The following is a 17,377-nucleotide window of genomic DNA, read 5'->3' on the forward strand; positions in this document are numbered from 1 at the left end:
TCCCCCCGCGCATCGGCATATCTTGCACGGGCCAAGACAAAATTCACGCGGAATCTTGACCTTTTGGAAAAATGCACAGGCGTCGCAAATGGATCGTGAAACGAATGCCTAAACGGCGGCCGGCTGGGGGATTGCGCAAGCAACGCCAGTGCCCTTGAGGCCACAATAGCCATAGGGATTCTTGGCCAGATATTGCTGGTGGTCCTCTTCGGCGAAATAGAACTCGGGCGCCGGCTCGATCTCGGTGGTGATCCTTTCGCGGCCCGCCCCCTTGAGCGCCGCCTGATAGGCATCGCGCGAGGTGATGGCCTCCGCCTGCTGGGCCTCGGAAAATGTGTAGATCGCCGAACGATAGGTCGTGCCGACATCGTTGCCCTGGCGCATGCCTTGCGTCGGATCATGCGCCTCCCAGAAGATCTTCAGCAGTTCGGCGTAAGAAACCTCCTTGGGATCGAACACCACCAGCACAACCTCGGCATGGCCGGTGAGCCCCGTGCAGGTCTCCTGATAGGTCGGGTTGGGCGTGAGCCCGCCGGCGTAACCGACAGCCGTGACCCACACGCCCGGCGTCTGCCAGAACAGCCGCTCGGCACCCCAGAAGCAGCCGAGGCCAAACATCGCGGTGTCGAACCCTTCGGGATACGGGCCCTTGAGCGGGCGCTTCGACACATAATGTTTCGAGGCGGTGGCAATCGGCCGCTCGCGGCCGGGCAGCGCCTCGCCGGGTGCAGGCATCTTGAGCTTCTTGTTCAGCATGTCGCTCAGGAAAAACATGGCATTCTCCCTTTCTCGTTTGCCGAAATCGTTACGCGCCGCGACTGCGGCCTCCGTTTCAGACTTCGGCAGTGAAGCGGCCCGGACGCCGCCTGTGGCCTATGGCGTAAAGCAGGAAAGCAAGGACCGCGAAAATCGCGAAGCCCGGCAGGTTGAGCACCGGCATGATGACCGTGTCCCACAGAGCCGGGCTCGCTTTGTCGCTGACGAAAGTCTCGGTCGCGGCAAGCGTGCTCGGCGAAGCCGTCGACCAACTGGTGTCGAGCGGCGTCATCACCAGCCGCGACACGGCCACAGTGCGCGTGGCATCGAGCACCGCCATGATGACGGCCACCGAAAGTGCGATCGCAGCGGCGAGACGGAACACGAAGCGGATCATCAGCGGTCCTGGATATCAGTTTCGACACGAGAAATAGGCTGCGCGGCGTGCCAGTGCAATCGCACACACGCTGAATTGACAGGCGAATGGCTCAAACGGCGGGCTTCGGCTTGCGGTGATTTACGCGCCAGACAGCGAAGATGCCACCGCCTATGGCACCGACCAGCAGGCCGGCGAGGCCGATCAGCACCGCGAAATAACCGCAGGCACCTTCGAAGCAGCTCATGTCGGTCGCCTCGGAAATGCCACTGCCGGCCGCAAGCCCAGCCGCCGCGCCGACCGCCCCGCCGACGACGACGCCGAGAAGTGCCGCAAAGAGCGAAACCAGCAGGCCGGCGCTCGTACGTTCGCTGCTGACGAACCCCGTCGGCGATTGCTTCGTTCGGTTGACCAGGACGATCATCAGCAGACCGATTGCGATCTCGCCGCCATCCCAGGCAAGGCCTTCGATGGAGAAGACGAAATCCGGGGCGACCAGGACATAGACCTGCTTGGCGAGAAGGAAGGCGATGATGGCCAATTGCCAAACGGGGAAACGGCGCGGAAAACGCTCCGAGCGGTTGTAGGCGAGACCAAGCAGATACAAACCCCAAGGGATCGTCACCACAGCCACGATCATCGAGGCATAGACCAAATAGAGGGCAGTGTCCGGCAGGGAAAACCCTTGAACGATGGCAAGGCTCATGTCGAAGCCGCGCGCGCTGAGCGCCATGACAAGGCAAAGCCACAGCACCGGCAGCCAGCCCAGGACGCCCCTGGCGTTCGTTTGCATTTCCGCCGGCATCGAATCCCCCAAACAGCGCGCGCCACGCGCAATTCCAGTCTGCGGCAAAGCAGCGTCACATGACAAGGAAGCCATGGAATGTGCTGTTCGATTTCCATGGTTGGCGCGACGACGGGTGCGCTTTGCGTATTTTGCCGGCAAGGCGGACGCCCGCTGCAAGATTTGCCACGTCAGCGCTTGGCAAGTGCCGCAGGATCGACTAGATGAGCCCGGCAGCCGGATGCACGAGATCGTGTTCGGCAGCAGGCGGATGGGCGGCGGCAGGTTGACCGCACCCGATTGCCGGCTCTTTTGAGCCGCAAACCAACGCCCAGGAGATGCGCGCACTCCCAACCAGCCCGGCGAAACCGGCCGGCGCAAGGCGCGTATGCGGAGAGGTGGCCGAGTGGTTGAAGGCGCACGCCTGGAAAGTGTGTTTACGGGAGACCGTAACGCGGGTTCGAATCCCGCTCTCTCCGCCATTTTTTGAGAGCAGCCAAGCTTCCAGTTTCATTGAACTTTTTTGGATACTCCAGAGCCTGGCACCTCCGTACGAGGTAGCCTGCCCTCCCACCCTCGCCTCCGATCGAACGGTTTGCAAAGAGGAATGAACAGAGCGACATTCAAGGCCTCGTCCATTTTGTCTGTATTGCTTATGCGAAACACAAGTTGGAGGAACTGCCATGAGGACTGCAAGTCTCGTTAGCTGCGCTGTCATTGCTCTGGCTGGTTTTTGGGGTGCCGCCCCAGCCCTGGCGGAAGAACCCAAAAAGGCTGAAATCGACGCTGCGCGTAAGGCGCTGGAGAAGTACCAGGATCCGTATGTAGCCGTGCGCGACCTATATCTCTCGACCGTCGGCTGCGTTCACTACAGCGGCGAGAAAATCGCGGGGGCCATGGACTATCCAAAGGGCGCCATGGGGATTCACTTCGTCAACGTCACGCTGCAGGGCCCGCCCGATCCAAACAAGCCAAACGTGCTGATCTATGAGCCAGACGGCAAGAAGTTGCGCCTGGTTGCCGCCGAGTGGCTCGTTCCGCTTGCCGCCGCCAAGGAGCGGCCAAGCCTATTTGGCCACCCCTTCCAGGGCCCGATGGAAGGGCATGAACCGCTCATCCCAAAAGAATTTGTCCATTACGACTTGCATGCCTGGCTGTTCAAGGACAACCCATTGGGGATGTTCAGCCCGACGAACCCTGCAGTGACATGCGACGGGGCGGATTTCAGCCTTTTGGAGAAGCCAACAAAAATGGTGCATGCGCAGTAAGGCGACTGCGCACCTAAAAAGCCCAGCCACCCCGCTATCGACTCAACGGGGTGACTGGCTGTTGAACTCAAGCCGACGCAGATGCCGTGTCGACGACTTCGAAGTCATGGGTCAGTTTGGCCGACATGGCGAGCATGGCGGATGCCGAACAGTATTTCTCGATCGACAGGCTGACAGCGCGCTCGACCTTGGCGGGCGCGAGGCCGCGGCCCTTGACCACGAAATGCATGTGAATGCGGGTGAAGACCTTGGGGTCGGTCTCGGCGCGGTCCGCATCGAGCTCGACAGTGCAGTCCTCGATCGCCTCGCGGCCCTTTTCCAGGATATGGACGACATCATAGGCCGAGCAGCCGCCAGCACCGATCAGCATCAGCTCCATCGGGCTTGGGCCGGGCGTCTGGCCGCCAGGTTCCTTGGCGGTTCCGAGCACGATCTTGTGCCCGCTGCCGGACTCACCCACGAAGGTGCGATCTTCAACCCATTTGATGCGTGCCTTCATGACAGCCATCCTTCCATGCAAAAATTTCCGTGACCATGCGCTCCAGGTTCATAACCGGATGCGGGCCGAGGCGTCGAGTGCCGCGATCTGACGCGGGCAGATTTTTAAGAAGTCGGGGGACCTGTTTCGTTCGAAGGCTTTCCCGACAACAGCGTCGCCAGCCAGCGCGTCGAGGGCGACTGGCCTGTGTACACGATGAAGGCGATCAGCACCGGCACGCCGAGGAAGGCACCTGAAATACCCCACAGGAAGCTGCCGAAGAACACCGCGAAAATGACCGCGAAAGGCGAGATCGCCAGCGATGCGCCGGTGAGCAAAGGCTCGAGATAGCTGCCGATGATGAACTGAATCAGGTTGAGACCGAGAAAGACAACGGCTGCCATCTGCCAGGATTCGAACTGGGCGATGGCGAACATGGTGGGAAACATCGTCGCCACGAATGGGCCGAGGAACGGGATGTAGTTGAGCGCGAAGGCGATGGCGCCCCACGCGCCGGCGAGCTCCAGCCCGGCAACCAGCGCGAAGCCCCAGACGACAAGACCGGTGAGGATGCTGGCGAAGGTGCGGACCACCATGAACCGGCGCAGCTTGGCGCCGATCTCGCGATTGGCCAGCAATATGCGTTCGCCCTGGGGCTGGGCGTTTGGTGACTTGAGCCGCCGGTTGAAGTCCTCGACCTCAAGCAGGCCGAGCATGACGAGGATGAAGACCAGGACGGCGAAACCGGCCAGGCTGTTGAGCCGCCCGGCGATCCCTTGGGTGAAGCCGACCAGCCAGGTCACGTCGAAGCGGTCGGCGAGCGGCCCGGCTATGGCGACGCCATGTCCCTCCAGCCAATCGGTCCAATCGGTATAGACGGCCTGAAAATGTCCGGCATTGGCAAACAGCCACTGGCCGAGCCTGCCAAAACCCCAGATTACCGAAGAGCTGACGGCGAGAACGATTGCGATGGTGACGGTGACGGTGATGAGCAGCGCCAGGAGCTTGGGCATCCGGCGCTGCAGCGCGAACTGCACCGGCCAGACCAGCGCGATCAGAAACAGCGAAAAGACCAGCGGCACGAAGATCGACTGCGCAAAATGCATCAGCGCCAAGACCAGAATACCCGTCGCCAGATGCCCTACCATCCGACCCTCGCCTTGAACTGGCATGTCCCCTCCCCGCGCTCACCTGCTACTGGTCTAGCGCAAGATCATGTCCCAGAGAATGTCCCTGCGTCCCGCAAGGCGGATTTAGCTGATGCGCAAAGCGCAGCATCCGCAATTCGCACAGACCGATGCCGGCGAGACGCCGTCGCCGAGAATACAGCCGAAGGTTGATGCAAGGCGCGCGTGAAAACGACCGCTGGCGACAGCCGGCCGACGCACGCATGGAGCTGTCGATCCACGCGTTCACAGTAAATGTACGATCACGACATTCTGTGCGGAACTTTGGCTGTTCAGGGAAGTTGAGGTGAAGGCAAAGAGTCGAAGTGGTGATACACTCCTTACTGACTTCGGCATTGTGAGGGTGCCATGCAAACACGTGAATCCGACGTCTTCAATCTCTTCTCGGAAATCTACGGCAGTCAGACCACCGAGGAGATGAGCCTCCAGCAATATCTGCTCGCTTGCCGCGACCAGCCAGCGATGTACGCGACTGCAGCAGAGCGAATGGTGGACGCCATTGGCGCCCCAGCGCTGGTCGATACCAGCGCCGACGCCCGCCTCGGGCGCATCTTCGCCAACCGAACAATCAAGATATATCCGGCATTTGCCGAGTTCTACGGCATGGAAGACACGATCGAGCGTATCGTCGGCTACTTCCGTTATGCCGCGCAAGGGCTCGAAGAGCGCAAGCAGATCCTCTATCTGCTCGGCCCCGTCGGCGGCGGCAAGTCGTCGCTCGCCGAGCGGCTGAAGAAGCTGATGGAAGAGCGGCCGATCTACACGCTCAAGATCAACGGCCAGGTCAGCCCGATTTTCGAATCACCCCTCGGCCTGTTCCATCCCGAACGCATGGCCGACCTTCTCGAAGACAAATATGGCATTGCCCGGCGCCGGCTCACCGGCCTGATTTCGCCCTGGGCTGCCAAGCGGCTCGAAGAAATCGGCGGCGATGTTGCGAAGTTCTCCGTCGTCAAATTGATGCCGTCGCGGCTGCGCCAGATTTGCATCGCCAAGACCGAACCCGGCGACGAAAACAACCAGGACGTGTCGGCGCTTGTCGGCAAGGTCGACATCCGCAAGCTTGAACATTTCAGCCAGTCCGACCCCGACGCCTATTCCTACAGCGGCGGTTTGAACCGCACGACGCAAGGGCTTCTCGAATTCGTCGAGATGTTCAAGGCGCCGATCAAGGTGCTGCACCCGCTGCTCACCGCGACCCAGGAGAGCAATTATAACGGCACCGAAAGCTTCGGCGCTTTCCCCTACCAGGGCATCGTGCTTGCGCATTCCAACGAGTCGGAATGGCTGCAGTTCAAGAGCAACAGGAACAACGAGGCATTCCTCGACCGCATCCTGGTGGTCAAGGTGCCCTATTGCCTGCGCGTCACCGAAGAACGGCAGATCTACGAAAAGCTGCTGCGCGAAAGCGAGCTGGTGAGCAATCCATGCGCGCCCGAGGTGCTCGACATATTGAGCCGCTTCACCGTGTCGACACGGCTGGCCGAACACGAGAACTCGCCGCTCTACACCAAGATGCGCGTCTATGACGGCGAGAACCTCAAGGACGTCGACCCCAAGGCCAAGTCGATGCAGGAATATCGCGACGCCGCCGGCGTCGATGAAGGCATGAACGGCGTCAGCACGCGTTTTGCCTTCAAGGTGCTGTCGGAGACGTTCAACTACGACACCAAGGAGATCGCCGCCGACCCCGTGCACCTGATGTATGTGCTCGAACAGGCGATCAAGCGCGAGCAGTTCCCGGGCGAGATCGAAGCCTCCTATCTCGACTTCATCAAATCGGAGATTGCGACCCGCTATGCCGAGTTCATCGGCCACGAGATCCAGAAGGCCTATCTCGAATCCTACAGCGAATACGGCCAGAACCTGTTCGACCGCTACATCGCCTATGCCGACGCCTGGATCGAGGACCAGGACTACAAGGACCCCGACACCGGCCAGATCCTCAACCGCGGCATCCTCGACTCCGAGCTGTCGCAGATCGAGAAGCCCGCTGGCATCGCCAACCCCAAGGACTTCCGCAACGAGGTGGTGAAGTTCACGCTGAGGGCGCGCGCCAAGAACAGTGGCCGCAACCCATCGTGGACGAGTTACGAGAAGCTGCGCGAGGTGATCGAAAAGCGGATGTTCGGCCAGGTCGAGGACCTGCTGCCGGTGATCAGCTTCGGTGCCAAGCGCGACAGCACCACCGAAAAGCAGCATGCCGAATTCGTCGAGCGCATGACCGAGCGCGGCTACACGCAGCGCCAGGTCCGGCGGCTTGTCGATTGGTACATGCGGGTCAACAAGGCTGGCTGAGCGGGAGCGAACGGGGACCCACATGCCGAACTTCATCGATCGGCGCCTCAATCCCAAGGACAAGAGCCTTGGCAACAGGCAGCGTTTTTTGAGGCGCGCCCGCGAAGAGTTGAAACGGGCGATCAACGAGCGGATCAAGTCCGGCAAGATCGGGACTGCGGACCAGGACCAGATCATCCCCATCCCCCGCAAAGGCATCGGCGAGCCGACCTTTCAACGCGCACCGCATTCGGGCCGCCGGGAGGAGGTCCTTCCCGGCAACAAGACGTTTGGCACCGGCGACCGCATCCCAAGGCCAGCGGCGGGAAGCGGCAAGGGTTCGGACCCGTCATCGTCGGGCGATGGCGAGGACGATTTCCAGTTCGCGCTGTCACGCGAGGAAGTGCTCGACCTGTTCTTCGAGGATCTCGAGCTGCCCGACCTGGTGAAGCTCAACCTCAAGGAAGTGGTGACATTCCGGCCACGCCGGGCCGGCTACACCATGAGCGGCAACCCGACCAGCATCAGCGTCGGACGCACCATGTTCAACAGCTTCGGCCGGCGCATCGCGCTGAGAAGGCCGAAACAATCCGAGATCGACGCCATCGCAGCCGAGCTCCTCAAGCTGGAGGGTGAAAGGCGGCCAAGTGCCGCCACTCAGCAACGCATCGCAGCGCTGCGTGAAGAACACGCGACGCTCGCACGCCGCCGCAAGCTGATCCCCTATATCGATCCCATCGACATCCGCTTCAACCGTTTCGAACCGCAGCCGGTGCCTAATGCCAATGCGGTGATGTTTTGCCTGATGGACGTTTCAGGCTCGATGGGCGAGCGCGAGAAGGACCTCGCCAAGCGCTTCTTCGTGCTGCTGCACCTGTTTCTCAAGCGGCGCTACGAAAAGACCGATATCGTCTTCATCCGCCATACCCATGAGGCTTCGGAGGTCGACGAGGACACGTTCTTCTACAGCACCCAAAGCGGCGGCACTGTCGTTTCCACCGCACTCGACGAAATGCTGCGCGTCATCCGCGAGCGCTATCCCGCCAAGGACTGGAACATCTACGCGGCACAGGCTTCGGACGGCGACAACATCCCCAACGATTCCGAGCGCTGCGTGTCGATACTCGACAACACGCTGATGCGGCTGTGCCAGTACTACGCCTATGTCGAGATCATCGACGAGCGCGAAAGCGAGATGTTCCGCCATGCCGACAACGGCACGTCACTATGGAATGCCTATCGCGAGGTGAGTGCCGCCTGGCCGAACTTCGAGATGACGCGCATCGCCAAGCCATCCGACATCTATCCCGTCTTTCATGAGCTGTTCGCCAAGGCGCCGGCGCCAGCAAAACGCGGTTGAGGGTGCAAGGTGGAAAAGCGTTCGAAAACATCGTCGCTGCTGTTTACGAGTTCCGACTGGAACTTCGATGACCTCGCGCGCGCCTATGACGCGATCAAGGAGATCGCCGTCGACGAGCTTCGCCTCTCTTTCTACCCCAACCAGATCGAGGTGATTTCGTCCGAGCAGATGCTTGATGCCTATTCATCGATCGGCATGCCATTGATGTACCAGCACTGGTCCTTCGGCAAACATTTCGTCCATGAGTCGAACCTCTATCGCAAAGGGCGCATGGGGCTCGCCTACGAGCTGGTGATCAACTCCAACCCCTGCATCACCTATCTCATGGAAGAAAACACCATGGCGTTGCAGACGCTGGTGATCGCGCACGCCTCGTTCGGCCACAACCACTTCTTCAAGAACAACTATCTGTTCCAGCAATGGACCGATGCAGGCGCCATCCTCGCCTATATGGAGTTCGCCAAGAGCTACATCGCGCGCTGCGAGGAGAGGTATGGCCCCGCCGCCGTGGAGGCCGTGCTCGATGCCGCGCACGCGCTGATGCCGCAGGCGGTGTTCCGCTATCGCCGACGGCCGCGCCTTTCGGTCGAACGCGAACAGGCGCGCATCCGCGAACGGCTCGAACATGAGGAACGCACCTTCAGCGACTTGTGGCGGACCTTGCCTCAATCGGCCGAGGCCGGAGTGCCGCGCGAGGCCGAGACCGACATTGCGGAACGGCAATCAGCCATCGAATATCCGGAGGAAAATCTGCTGTATTTCCTGGAGAAATACAGCCCCGTGCTCAAGGCTTGGCAAAGGGAGATCCTGCGGATCGTGCGCGTCATTGCGCAATATTTCTACCCGCAGCGGCAGACCAAGGTGATGAACGAGGGCTGCGCCACCTTCGTCCACTACACGATCATGAACAGGCTGTTCGACAAGGGCAAGATCAGCGAAGGCACGATGCTGGAAGTGCTGCAGAACCACTCCAACGTGGTGTTCCAGCCCAGCTTCGACGACCCACGCTATAGCGGCATCAACCCCTACACACTCGGCTTCAACATGATGCGCGACATCCAGCGTATCTGCACGGAACCGACGGCCGAAGACCGCGACTGGTTCCCCGATTTCGCCGGCAATGGCGACTGGTGCGGCACGCTGCTCGACGCATGGGCAACCCACCGCGACGAGTCCTTCATCCGGCAGTTCCTGAGCCCGGCGCTGATCCGCGACATGCGCCTGTTTTCGCTGCAGGAAGAAGCCTCCGACCCGTATTACGAGGTGACGGCGATCCACGACGAGCGCGGCTATGAGCGGGTGCGCTCGCGGCTCGCCGACAATTACGACGTCGGGGTGATCCAGCCCGATATCCAGGCGGTCGACGCCGACCTCAAGGGCGACCGCAAGCTGCGCATCAAGCACACCGTGCACCATGGCGCGACATTGCAGGAAGAGACACGCAACGAAACGGTGCGCTACATCCAGCGCCTCTGGGGCCACGAGGTCAGCCTGGTCGGCGTCGACGACACGACCGACAAGACGCTGTACGAATTCTCGTCGAAGGAACTGGCCGAGAAGGCTTAACCGAGTGCGGCCTTCATTTTCCTGACGATGTCGGCATCGGTGTGCTTGGGCCGTGGCGCGACAAAGCCGAGTTGCAGCGCTTTCAGATTCGTCGCATCGGCGGCAGCCGAACAGGATGAATGAATCTCACGCAAAGGCAGCCGTGCCTGGATCGCGCCAAGCGTGTCGAGATTGACGCCCGACCCTGGCATGATCGCGATGCGACCACGCGCCTGCTCGAAACATTCCGCCAGCCTGTCGAGGCCCTTCAGTGCGGACGTCTCGCCACCTGACGTCAGGATGCGCTCAAAGCCGAGTTCGACGGCCAGTTCGACAGCCGCCGCAAAATCCGGGCCGGCAAGGTCGAAAGCGCGGTGAAGCGTCTTGCCGAGCCCCTTTGCGTGGGCTGACAGGCGCGAAAGCAAGTCACGATCCAGCGTGCCGTCCGGCCTGTTGGCGCCGAGCACGACACCTTCCAGTCCCGCCGCGCGCACCGCATCGATATCGGCGAGCAGAGCCATCATATCGGCATCGTCGAAGACGAAGTCCCCGGGCCGCGTGCGGATCATCGCATAGACCGGGATCGGCGCCTTGGCGGCAAGCGCCATCAGGCCGGACGATGGCGTGAGGCCGCCGGTTTCAAGTGCCGCGCAAAGTTCGATGCGGTCGGCACCACCTTCGATCGCTGCGGCCAGGCTTTGCGGGCTGTCGACGCAGACTTCGAGCAAGATCTCAGGCATGGGTCAACTCCTGGCAACCTAGGGCAGCGGCGCCGATGAGGCCGGGCTCGGTGGTCAAGGCCGCCTTGACCAGCAGCGGGCTTTGTGAACGCCGGAGCGTACGGCCGCGCACCTCGTTGTCGAGGGCGGCAATCAGTTCAGGCACGTTGGACAGGCCGCCACCGACCGGAACGACGGATGAGCCAATGATGTTGAGCGTCAGCGCCAGCGGCACGCCGACAAGTTCGAGATAGATGTCCATGGTCCTGCATGCGCGGGCTTCGCCTTGGCGCCAGCGGTCGATGATCTCGGTGCTCGACAGCACCTCGCCGCACAGCAAATGGTGCAGCTTCTCCATGCCGCGCGCACCGCCAATGGTGTCGACGCAGCCGGCCTGGCCGCAGGCGCAGGCAAAATGCGGAACATCGACCGGCGGCTTGCCAACTCTTGTAGCAAGCGCCTGGCCATGGCCCCATTCGCCGGCATAACCGCCAGCACCCCTGACGACATGCCCATCGATGACAAGGCCGCCACCGACGCCGGTGCCCAGGATGATGCCGAACACGTTGCGATGGCCGCGCCCTGCCCCGCTCGTTGCCTCGGCCATGGCGAAACAATCGGCATCGTTGGCGATCCACACCGGCAGGCCGATTTCAGCTTCGAGATCGGCGGCAATGATGCGGCCGTCGATGCAGGGGATATTGACGCATTTCAGGCTGCCGGACGCGGGATCGACTACGCCTGCGATCGAAATCGAAACGCCCTTGGTGCGGCCGCGGTCGAGCGCGACACGCTCGGCGATGACGGCAGCGAAGGCGGCAAAATCATCAAGCGGCGTTGTTACCCTGTCGATGATCTCGATTTCGCCGGCCGAGCGGGCACGGGCGCTTTTTATCGTTGAACCGCCAATGTCGAAGCAGGTAAGCATGAAATCAGTTCCCGAATAGATGATTGCCGCGGGACGTCTGGCCACAGCGCCCGAATTTCAAGACTCGCAAAGGCCCTTATGGACAGTTCGCGCAAACGACGCACCCAGCCGACCATCGCCGATGTCGCGGAGCTGGCCGGCGTGTCGCGTGCGATCGCCTCGCGGGCGCTGTCGAGCGAAAGCCGTCCTGTTTCCGCCGACAAGCGCGCGCGAGTGCTTGAAGCAGCAGACAAGCTCGGCTTCAAGCCCAATCTTCTGGCCCGCAGCCTGACCACCAAGACGGTCAACCTGATCGCGGTGATCGTCAACCACATCCATGATTTTTCCGACCTCGACCTGTTCGACCTTCTGATCAGCGACATACAGTCGATCGGCAAGCAGGTCATCTTCTTGCGTGTCGGCTCGGTCGAGCGGATCGAGGAATTCCTGCGCAATGGCGTCGCCTATCATGTCGATGCGGCACTGGTGTTTTCCGACTTCGCCGACGCCGAAAGCGTGCGGAAAATGTTCCGCAGCGACGACGTTTTGATGCTCAATGGCATGCATGACGGCACATCCCCCTCAGTGGTGCCCAACGAGGCGATCGGCATCGCCGAGGCTGTCGCCGACGCCGCCAGCAAGGGCATTGCGACAGCGGCGCTCGTGACCGGGCGCGTATCCTCTCCCGTCGAGCGGTCGCGCATCGCCAACTACAAGGCCGAGATGGCGCGGCGCGGCATCCGCCTGGTTGCGGAACTGCGCGGCGATTACTCCTACCAGAGCGGGCGCCGCGTCGCGCAGTCGCCGGAATGGCCTAGAACTGACGCGGTGTTCTGCACGTCCGATGCCATGGCGATGGGTATCATGGATGTTCACCGCGATGCCTTTCCCGGCAACAGGCCAGAGCGCTTCCGGCTCTACGGCTTCGACAATCTGTCGCTGACCGATTTCGAGGCCTACCCGATCTCCTCGATCGGCTACGACAAGAAGACCTATGTCGGCGAGATCCTGCGTTTCCTTGCGACGCCCGAGCAGTTCGGCGATGGGCAGGCAGAGGTGACTGTGCCGACCTTCTTCGTGCCACGCGCGACGTCATAGGACGGATAGCAGGAGAGCTTTCTTCAAGCCCCTCACCCTTACCCTCTCCCCGTAAGAACGGGGAGAGGGGGCGTCAGCGTTGCGGCAGTCTTCATTGGCGCTGGTGCTGCGGCCAGCCTCCTTCTCCCCGTTCTTACGGGGAGAAGGTCCGGTAGGGGATGAGGGGCAGCTCAACGCCCCCGCAATTACCAAAGCGGGGTCAGCGCCGGCGGGTTGGCGGTCTCGCCCCACCACTTCTTGTAGTTGGTCTGGTAGGCGCCGCTCTGGATGTAGTCGGACACGAACATGTCGATCCAGCGGACGAAACCCTCGTCGCCCTTGGCGACCGCGATGCCGATCGGGTCGTTGGAGTGCAGGCCCGGCAGCGTCACCAGGTTCTCGTTCTTGGTGGCGAGGTAGTCGAGCAGCGAGGAATCCTCGATGGCCGCGTCGACGCGCTTCTGCTGCAGCAGCAACACGCCTTCCGGCGAGAAGTTGTCGGTGTAGACGAGCTCGGCCTGAGGTGCCGCATTCTTGATGAAGGTCTCGCCCGTCGAGCCGCGGCCGACGACGATCTTCTTGCCGGCAAGGTCCTCAAGCTTGGCGATGCCGGAGTCCTTCTGGACGATGATGCGCAGGCCCGCACGGTTGTAGGGGATCGAGAAGTCGACCGACTTGGCGCGCTCGAGCGTCGCCGAGGTGTTGGCGACCGCGATGTCGATCTGGCCCGACACCAGCATCGAGATGCGGGCGTCGCCCGACACGTCGACGAATTCGACCGGCACGCCGAGCTTTTCAGCCAGCATGGTGGCGACGTCGACGTCATAGCCGACCGGGTTGTTCTGGGCGTCGCGGAAGCCGATCGGCTCGCCGCCGAGCGACACGCCGATGCGCACGGTGCCGCGCTCGCGGATCTCGTCGATTTTGCCGGCCTGGGCAGCACCGGTGGCGGCAAGGCCCACGGCCAGGGCCATGCCGGCGAGTTTCGTCATCAGGTTCTTCATTTTTCCCTCCCTCGGGTTTCTAGGATGTGAACGGTTCGGCGAAGCGGTGTTCCGGCTCTGGCATGTCGGTGTCCCAAAACCAGTATTTGATCTGCTCTTCGCAATTCAGGCTGACGACCTTGTGGTTGCCCTTGGCGTCGAGCGCATGGATGACGACACCGGCAAGGAAGCCGCTTTTCAGCTCGCGCAGTTCCTCGATGGCAAGCGCAATGGCCGCTTCGAGCGAATAGCCCAGCCGCATGGCAAGCACGATGGTGCGCGCCGTGCCGCAGCGCATGGTCATCTCGCCTGTATGGGTGCAGGCGGCGGCACCAAAGCGGCTGTCGGCGTAGAAACCCGCGCCAGGGATGGGCGAGTCGCCCAAACGGCCGGGATATTTCCACGCCCAGCCCGAGGTCGAGGTCACGACATTGAGCCCGCCCTGACTGTCCTGCGACAGGAACACCGTGGTGTCGCGAACGCGCTCCGGATCGGTGATGGTGCGGCTGAGCGGGGCAAGCGCGATGTCGGGGAATTTCGCCAGGTCCTCAGGCGACAGCTCCTGTTCGAGCCGCTGCCACCAGACACGCTTGCTCTCTTCATACAGCGTCTCGTCGTGAGGGAAGCCGATCTCGGTGGCGAAGCGGCGGGCGCCGTCGCCGGTCAACATGACATGCGGCAGACGCTTCATCACTTCATGGGCGAGCGCCGCCACAGGAATCGTGTCGGGAACTGCGCCGACCGAGCCGACTTCACGCGTGGTGCCGTCCATGACGCCGGCGTCGAACTCCATGCGCCCAAGCATGTTGGGCCAGCCGCCGAAGCCGACGCTGCGGACTTTCACTTCGCGCTCGACCTCGCCGATGCCGGCGACCATGGCGTCCAGGCCATGGCTACCGCCCTTCAGCAGTTCGACGCTTTTGGAGAAGCCGGGCCAGGCCTCGGAATTGGCAAGCAGGATCATTTTCAGTCTTTACGCATCTTGGAGAGAAATTGAGCCACGCGCGGCAGGGCCATGCCCTTGGCGGAGAAGAACTCTTCGGTCGGCAGGTCGGCGATAAGCACACCCTTGTCGAGGAAGGCGATGCGCGAGGAAATGGAGCGCGCGAATTCGATCTCGTGGGTGACGAAGACCATGGTGGTGCCGGTCTTGGCGAGTGCCGCCAAGATCGACAGCACCTCAGACGTCATCTCGGGATCGAGCGCGCTCGTCACTTCGTCGAGCAGGAGATAGCTCGGCTTCATCGCAAGCGCCCGGCAGATGCCGACGCGCTGGCGCTGGCCGCCGGAGAGCTGGGAGGGATAGGCGTCGGCGCGATCGGTCAGCCCGACCGACTGCAGCAGTTCGCGCGCCTCGGCCTCGGCCTGCTTGCGCGGCACCTTGAGCACTTCGACCGGGGCAAGCGCGACGTTCTGCACGGCGGTCATGTGCGGGTAGAGGTTGAACAGTTGGAAGACGGTGCCCGAGCGCTTGCGCGCTTCCGAAAGCTCGCGCGGCTTGGAAACGTCGAAGCCGTCGACAGTGATCTTGCCTGCGTCGATCTTCTCCAGGCCGTTGATGCAGCGGATGAGCGTCGACTTGCCCGAACCGCTGGAGCCCAGCACCGAGACGACCTCGCCCTGGCGGATTTCGAGATCGACGCCGTTGAGCACTGTCGCCGCGCCGAAGGATTTGCGCAGGCCCGATACGCTGATCATCAGAGACCTCTCCATGCCGTGTGCGCCCTGAGTCGCTTTTCGAAGCGGCCTCCGGCGTAGGCGACCAGCTTTGCGGTCAGGTAGTAGAGCGCGCCGACGGCGGTCCAGACGATGAACGGCTTGAGCGTGCGCAGGTTGAGTATGTTGCCGACCTTGGTCAGGTCCATGACGCCGATCACCGAGATCAGCGAGGTGACCTGCAGCTGGTTGACAAGGAGGCCGGTGAGCGGGCCGATGGCGAAGGCGGCAGCTTGCGGTGCGATCACCCGGCGCAGGGTCTGCCAACGCGTCAGGCCAAAGACGCGCGCGGCCTCGATCTGGTCGCGCCCGACCGACTCGATCGCCGAGACGGCAATGACATAGATGAAGGCGGCACTGTTGCCGGACAAAGTGATGACGGCGGCTTCGGTCGGCGTGACGTTGATCTTGAGGAAGGCAGGCAGGCCGAAGAACACCAAAAACAGCTGCACCAGCACTGGCGAGTTCTTGAGCAGTTCGGCAAAAAAGGTGACGAGTTGCATCAGCACCGGCACGCGATAGAAGCGGATCACCGCCCAGAGCGAACCGATGATGAGCCCGATCAGCGTCGTCGAGACAAACAGCGCCACCGACACGCCAAGACCCTGCAGGAGCAAGATAATGTCGAACGGCGTGAAATCCCCGTAGCGCATCAGACCGCTCCCTCAGACTGGTGACGGTTGAGGTAGCGGTGGAGCATGCCGATGAGGATCGAGACGGAATAGGTCAGCGCGGCGTAGGCGACCAACAGCACGAAGTAGACCTCGAACGGCCTGAAGGTGTTGGAGGCGACGATCTTGGCCGAGCCGGTCAGCTCGTTAAGCGTGATTGTCGACAGGATCGACGACGTCAGAATCAGGTTGATGAAGACCGAACCCAACGGCCTCACCGAGGCGCGGAGCGCGATCGGCAGAATGATCCGGCGGAAGATGGTGCTTTTCCTGAGACCGCTGACCTGCGCTGCCTCGATGATACCAGGGTCGATGGCCAGGATGCCCGAGCGGATGACATCGGAGGTGAAGGCGCCGCCGGCGACCGACAGGGCAACCACGCCGGTGGTGAAGGCATCGATGTAGATGCCGATCTCGGGCAGGCCGAAATAGAAGAAAAACAGCTGCACGATGAAGGGGATGTTGCGGAAGATGTCGACATAGATCGCCGCCAGCCTGTTGAGCAGCGGCGAGGCCGATGTCCGCATAGCGCCAACGGCCAGGCCGAGCACAAGCGAGCCGATGACGGCAAGCGTGCAGGCCTGCAGCGTCAGCCAAGCCCCCTCCAGCAGGAAGGGGATATGCTTCGCAAGGATCGACAGGTCGAACTTCAAGCGGCACATTTCCCAAAAGTGAAACCGGTTTCACTCTGCAAAACGACCAAGGCGATGTCAACGCCCGCGCGGGCTGTGTTTTCAGTTTTTCAGAAGGGACGTTTTGCCTGACAGCAAGCCGCTGATGACGATGGTTCCGTAGCCATCTGGAACAGAGCTGAGGGACCGGGCGTCCGCCGAAGCTCTTGGATTTGCCTCGGGTGACCGGACGCCCGGCCAGCATTCCCCCCAAAGCTCACTTTCATATTGCCGGCTCAAACAGGCGAGGCTGCTTGATCCCTAGCCGGCGGCAGCTGGCTATTTGCCGTTGTGCCCGTGGTCACCGCCGCCATGATCGCTACCACCACCTTTGTGGTCGCCACCACCTTGGTGATCGTTGCCACCACCCTTGTTGTCGCCGCCACCCTTGTGGTCGCCACCACCCTGGTGATCGTTGCCGCCGCCCTTGGGATCGCCACCGCCTAGGTGATCGTTGCCGCCACCCTTGTTGTCGCCGCCACCCTGGTGATCGTTGCCACCACCCTTGTGGTCACCACCGCCTTGGTGATCGTTGCCGCCACCCTTGTTGTCGCCGCCACCCTGGTGATCGTTGCCACCACCCTTGTGGTCACCACCGCCTT

The 17,377-nt window shown here is 62.0% G+C and carries 18 protein-coding genes and 1 tRNA gene; 6 read left to right on the forward strand and 13 right to left on the reverse strand.

Annotation, left to right across the window (positions count from 1 at the left end; translation table 11 throughout):
• Positions 1-108: 108 nt before the first annotated feature.
• The 3 genes from msrA to AC1RTB_RS06495 all read right to left on the reverse strand — a co-directional run bounded on the left by msrA (position 109) and on the right by AC1RTB_RS06495 (position 1,925).
• Positions 109-774: a peptide-methionine (S)-S-oxide reductase MsrA gene (msrA, locus tag AC1RTB_RS06485; RefSeq protein ID WP_492875815.1), complete on the reverse strand. Its 666-nt coding sequence runs from the start codon at positions 772-774 to the stop codon at positions 109-111.
• A gap of 58 nt (positions 775-832) precedes the next feature.
• Positions 833-1,153 carry a hypothetical protein gene (locus AC1RTB_RS06490; protein WP_492875817.1) on the reverse strand — a complete coding sequence of 107 codons (321 nt, stop codon included), beginning with the start codon at positions 1,151-1,153 and terminating at the stop codon, positions 833-835.
• Positions 1,154-1,244: 91 nt separating this feature from the next.
• The gene (locus AC1RTB_RS06495; RefSeq protein ID WP_492875818.1) at positions 1,245-1,925 is read right to left on the reverse strand and encodes a hypothetical protein; all 681 of its coding nucleotides are present in this window, start codon (positions 1,923-1,925) and stop codon (positions 1,245-1,247) included.
• A gap of 383 nt (positions 1,926-2,308) precedes the next feature.
• Between AC1RTB_RS06495 and AC1RTB_RS06500 the strand changes: the two genes are divergently transcribed.
• Positions 2,309-2,398 (forward strand) — tRNA-Ser (locus AC1RTB_RS06500).
• Between the two features lie 201 nt (positions 2,399-2,599).
• On the forward strand, positions 2,600-3,184 hold the full coding sequence (locus tag AC1RTB_RS06505) for a hypothetical protein (RefSeq protein ID WP_492875820.1): 585 nt from the start codon (positions 2,600-2,602) through the stop codon (positions 3,182-3,184).
• Between the two features lie 67 nt (positions 3,185-3,251).
• Here the strand turns inward: AC1RTB_RS06505 and AC1RTB_RS06510 are convergent, their stop codons facing one another.
• Entirely contained in the window at positions 3,252-3,683 is a 432-nt protein-coding gene (locus AC1RTB_RS06510) for an OsmC family protein (RefSeq protein ID WP_492875822.1), read from the reverse strand.
• Positions 3,684-3,787: 104 nt separating this feature from the next.
• Positions 3,788-4,834 (reverse strand): AI-2E family transporter, encoded by a 1,047-nt coding sequence (locus tag AC1RTB_RS06515; RefSeq protein WP_492875824.1) that lies wholly within the window; start codon positions 4,832-4,834, stop codon positions 3,788-3,790.
• Between the two features lie 363 nt (positions 4,835-5,197).
• Here AC1RTB_RS06515 and AC1RTB_RS06520 point away from each other — a divergent pair, with 363 nt between their 5' ends.
• The 3 genes from AC1RTB_RS06520 to AC1RTB_RS06530 are packed head-to-tail and all read left to right on the forward strand — an operon-like array spanning position 5,198 to position 10,052.
• Positions 5,198-7,147, forward strand: a complete 1,950-nt coding sequence (locus AC1RTB_RS06520) for a PrkA family serine protein kinase (protein ID WP_492875826.1) — start codon at positions 5,198-5,200, stop codon at positions 7,145-7,147.
• A gap of 22 nt (positions 7,148-7,169) precedes the next feature.
• A complete protein-coding gene (locus AC1RTB_RS06525; RefSeq protein ID WP_492875828.1) occupies positions 7,170-8,486 on the forward strand; it encodes a YeaH/YhbH family protein in 1,317 nt (438 codons plus the stop codon).
• Between the two features lie 9 nt (positions 8,487-8,495).
• On the forward strand, positions 8,496-10,052 hold the full coding sequence (locus AC1RTB_RS06530; protein ID WP_492875830.1) for a SpoVR family protein: 1,557 nt from the start codon (positions 8,496-8,498) through the stop codon (positions 10,050-10,052).
• Here AC1RTB_RS06530 and AC1RTB_RS06535 read toward each other — a convergent pair.
• Positions 10,049-10,771 (reverse strand): copper homeostasis protein CutC, encoded by a 723-nt coding sequence (locus tag AC1RTB_RS06535; protein WP_492875832.1) that lies wholly within the window; start codon positions 10,769-10,771, stop codon positions 10,049-10,051. The genes AC1RTB_RS06530 and AC1RTB_RS06535 overlap by 4 nt on opposite strands.
• Entirely contained in the window at positions 10,764-11,678 is a 915-nt protein-coding gene (locus AC1RTB_RS06540; RefSeq protein ID WP_492875834.1) for an ROK family protein, read from the reverse strand. The genes AC1RTB_RS06535 and AC1RTB_RS06540 overlap by 8 nt, the downstream gene beginning before the upstream one ends.
• 78 nt (positions 11,679-11,756) lie before the next feature.
• On the opposite strand from AC1RTB_RS06540, the gene AC1RTB_RS06545 reads away from it, so the two are divergent.
• Positions 11,757-12,755, forward strand: a complete 999-nt coding sequence (locus tag AC1RTB_RS06545) for a LacI family DNA-binding transcriptional regulator (protein WP_492875836.1) — start codon at positions 11,757-11,759, stop codon at positions 12,753-12,755.
• Positions 12,756-12,940: 185 nt separating this feature from the next.
• Here AC1RTB_RS06545 and AC1RTB_RS06550 read toward each other — a convergent pair whose 3' ends face one another.
• The 6 genes from AC1RTB_RS06550 to AC1RTB_RS06575 all read right to left on the reverse strand — a co-directional run.
• Positions 12,941-13,738 carry a transporter substrate-binding domain-containing protein gene (locus tag AC1RTB_RS06550; RefSeq protein WP_492875838.1) on the reverse strand — a complete coding sequence of 266 codons (798 nt, stop codon included), beginning with the start codon at positions 13,736-13,738 and terminating at the stop codon, positions 12,941-12,943.
• 19 nt (positions 13,739-13,757) lie between these two features.
• Entirely contained in the window at positions 13,758-14,681 is a 924-nt protein-coding gene (locus tag AC1RTB_RS06555) for a glycosylasparaginase (RefSeq protein ID WP_492875840.1), read from the reverse strand.
• 2 nt (positions 14,682-14,683) lie between these two features.
• Positions 14,684-15,415, reverse strand: a complete 732-nt coding sequence (locus AC1RTB_RS06560; protein ID WP_492875842.1) for an amino acid ABC transporter ATP-binding protein — start codon at positions 15,413-15,415, stop codon at positions 14,684-14,686.
• Positions 15,415-16,086 (reverse strand): amino acid ABC transporter permease, encoded by a 672-nt coding sequence (locus AC1RTB_RS06565; protein WP_492875844.1) that lies wholly within the window; start codon positions 16,084-16,086, stop codon positions 15,415-15,417. Before AC1RTB_RS06565 ends, AC1RTB_RS06560 begins: the two co-directional genes overlap by 1 nt.
• Positions 16,086-16,757: an amino acid ABC transporter permease gene (locus AC1RTB_RS06570; protein ID WP_492875846.1), complete on the reverse strand. Its 672-nt coding sequence runs from the start codon at positions 16,755-16,757 to the stop codon at positions 16,086-16,088. The genes AC1RTB_RS06565 and AC1RTB_RS06570 overlap by 1 nt, the downstream gene beginning before the upstream one ends.
• 297 nt (positions 16,758-17,054) lie before the next feature.
• Positions 17,055-17,377: hypothetical protein (locus AC1RTB_RS06575; protein WP_492943799.1), on the reverse strand; the 323-nt coding region annotated here is incomplete at its 5' end.

This window comes from Aminobacter sp. GW821-FHT11F06 (assembly GCF_058808215.1).

Coding starts and splice junctions, on each gene's coding strand:
- msrA (WP_492875815.1), bottom strand. CDS start 774: ATGTTTTTCCTGAGCGACATGCTGAACAAGAAGCTCAAGATGCCTGCA.
- AC1RTB_RS06490 (WP_492875817.1), bottom strand. CDS start 1,153: ATGATCCGCTTCGTGTTCCGTCTCGCCGCTGCGATCGCACTTTCGGTG.
- AC1RTB_RS06495 (WP_492875818.1), bottom strand. CDS start 1,925: ATGCAAACGAACGCCAGGGGCGTCCTGGGCTGGCTGCCGGTGCTGTGG.
- AC1RTB_RS06505 (WP_492875820.1), top strand. CDS start 2,600: ATGAGGACTGCAAGTCTCGTTAGCTGCGCTGTCATTGCTCTGGCTGGT.
- AC1RTB_RS06510 (WP_492875822.1), bottom strand. CDS start 3,683: ATGAAGGCACGCATCAAATGGGTTGAAGATCGCACCTTCGTGGGTGAG.
- AC1RTB_RS06515 (WP_492875824.1), bottom strand. CDS start 4,834: ATGCCAGTTCAAGGCGAGGGTCGGATGGTAGGGCATCTGGCGACGGGT.
- AC1RTB_RS06520 (WP_492875826.1), top strand. CDS start 5,198: ATGCAAACACGTGAATCCGACGTCTTCAATCTCTTCTCGGAAATCTAC.
- AC1RTB_RS06525 (WP_492875828.1), top strand. CDS start 7,170: ATGCCGAACTTCATCGATCGGCGCCTCAATCCCAAGGACAAGAGCCTT.
- AC1RTB_RS06535 (WP_492875832.1), bottom strand. CDS start 10,771: ATGCCTGAGATCTTGCTCGAAGTCTGCGTCGACAGCCCGCAAAGCCTG.
- AC1RTB_RS06540 (WP_492875834.1), bottom strand. CDS start 11,678: ATGCTTACCTGCTTCGACATTGGCGGTTCAACGATAAAAAGCGCCCGT.
- AC1RTB_RS06545 (WP_492875836.1), top strand. CDS start 11,757: ATGGACAGTTCGCGCAAACGACGCACCCAGCCGACCATCGCCGATGTC.
- AC1RTB_RS06550 (WP_492875838.1), bottom strand. CDS start 13,738: ATGAAGAACCTGATGACGAAACTCGCCGGCATGGCCCTGGCCGTGGGC.
- AC1RTB_RS06555 (WP_492875840.1), bottom strand. CDS start 14,681: ATGATCCTGCTTGCCAATTCCGAGGCCTGGCCCGGCTTCTCCAAAAGC.
- AC1RTB_RS06560 (WP_492875842.1), bottom strand. CDS start 15,415: ATGATCAGCGTATCGGGCCTGCGCAAATCCTTCGGCGCGGCGACAGTG.
- AC1RTB_RS06565 (WP_492875844.1), bottom strand. CDS start 16,086: ATGCGCTACGGGGATTTCACGCCGTTCGACATTATCTTGCTCCTGCAG.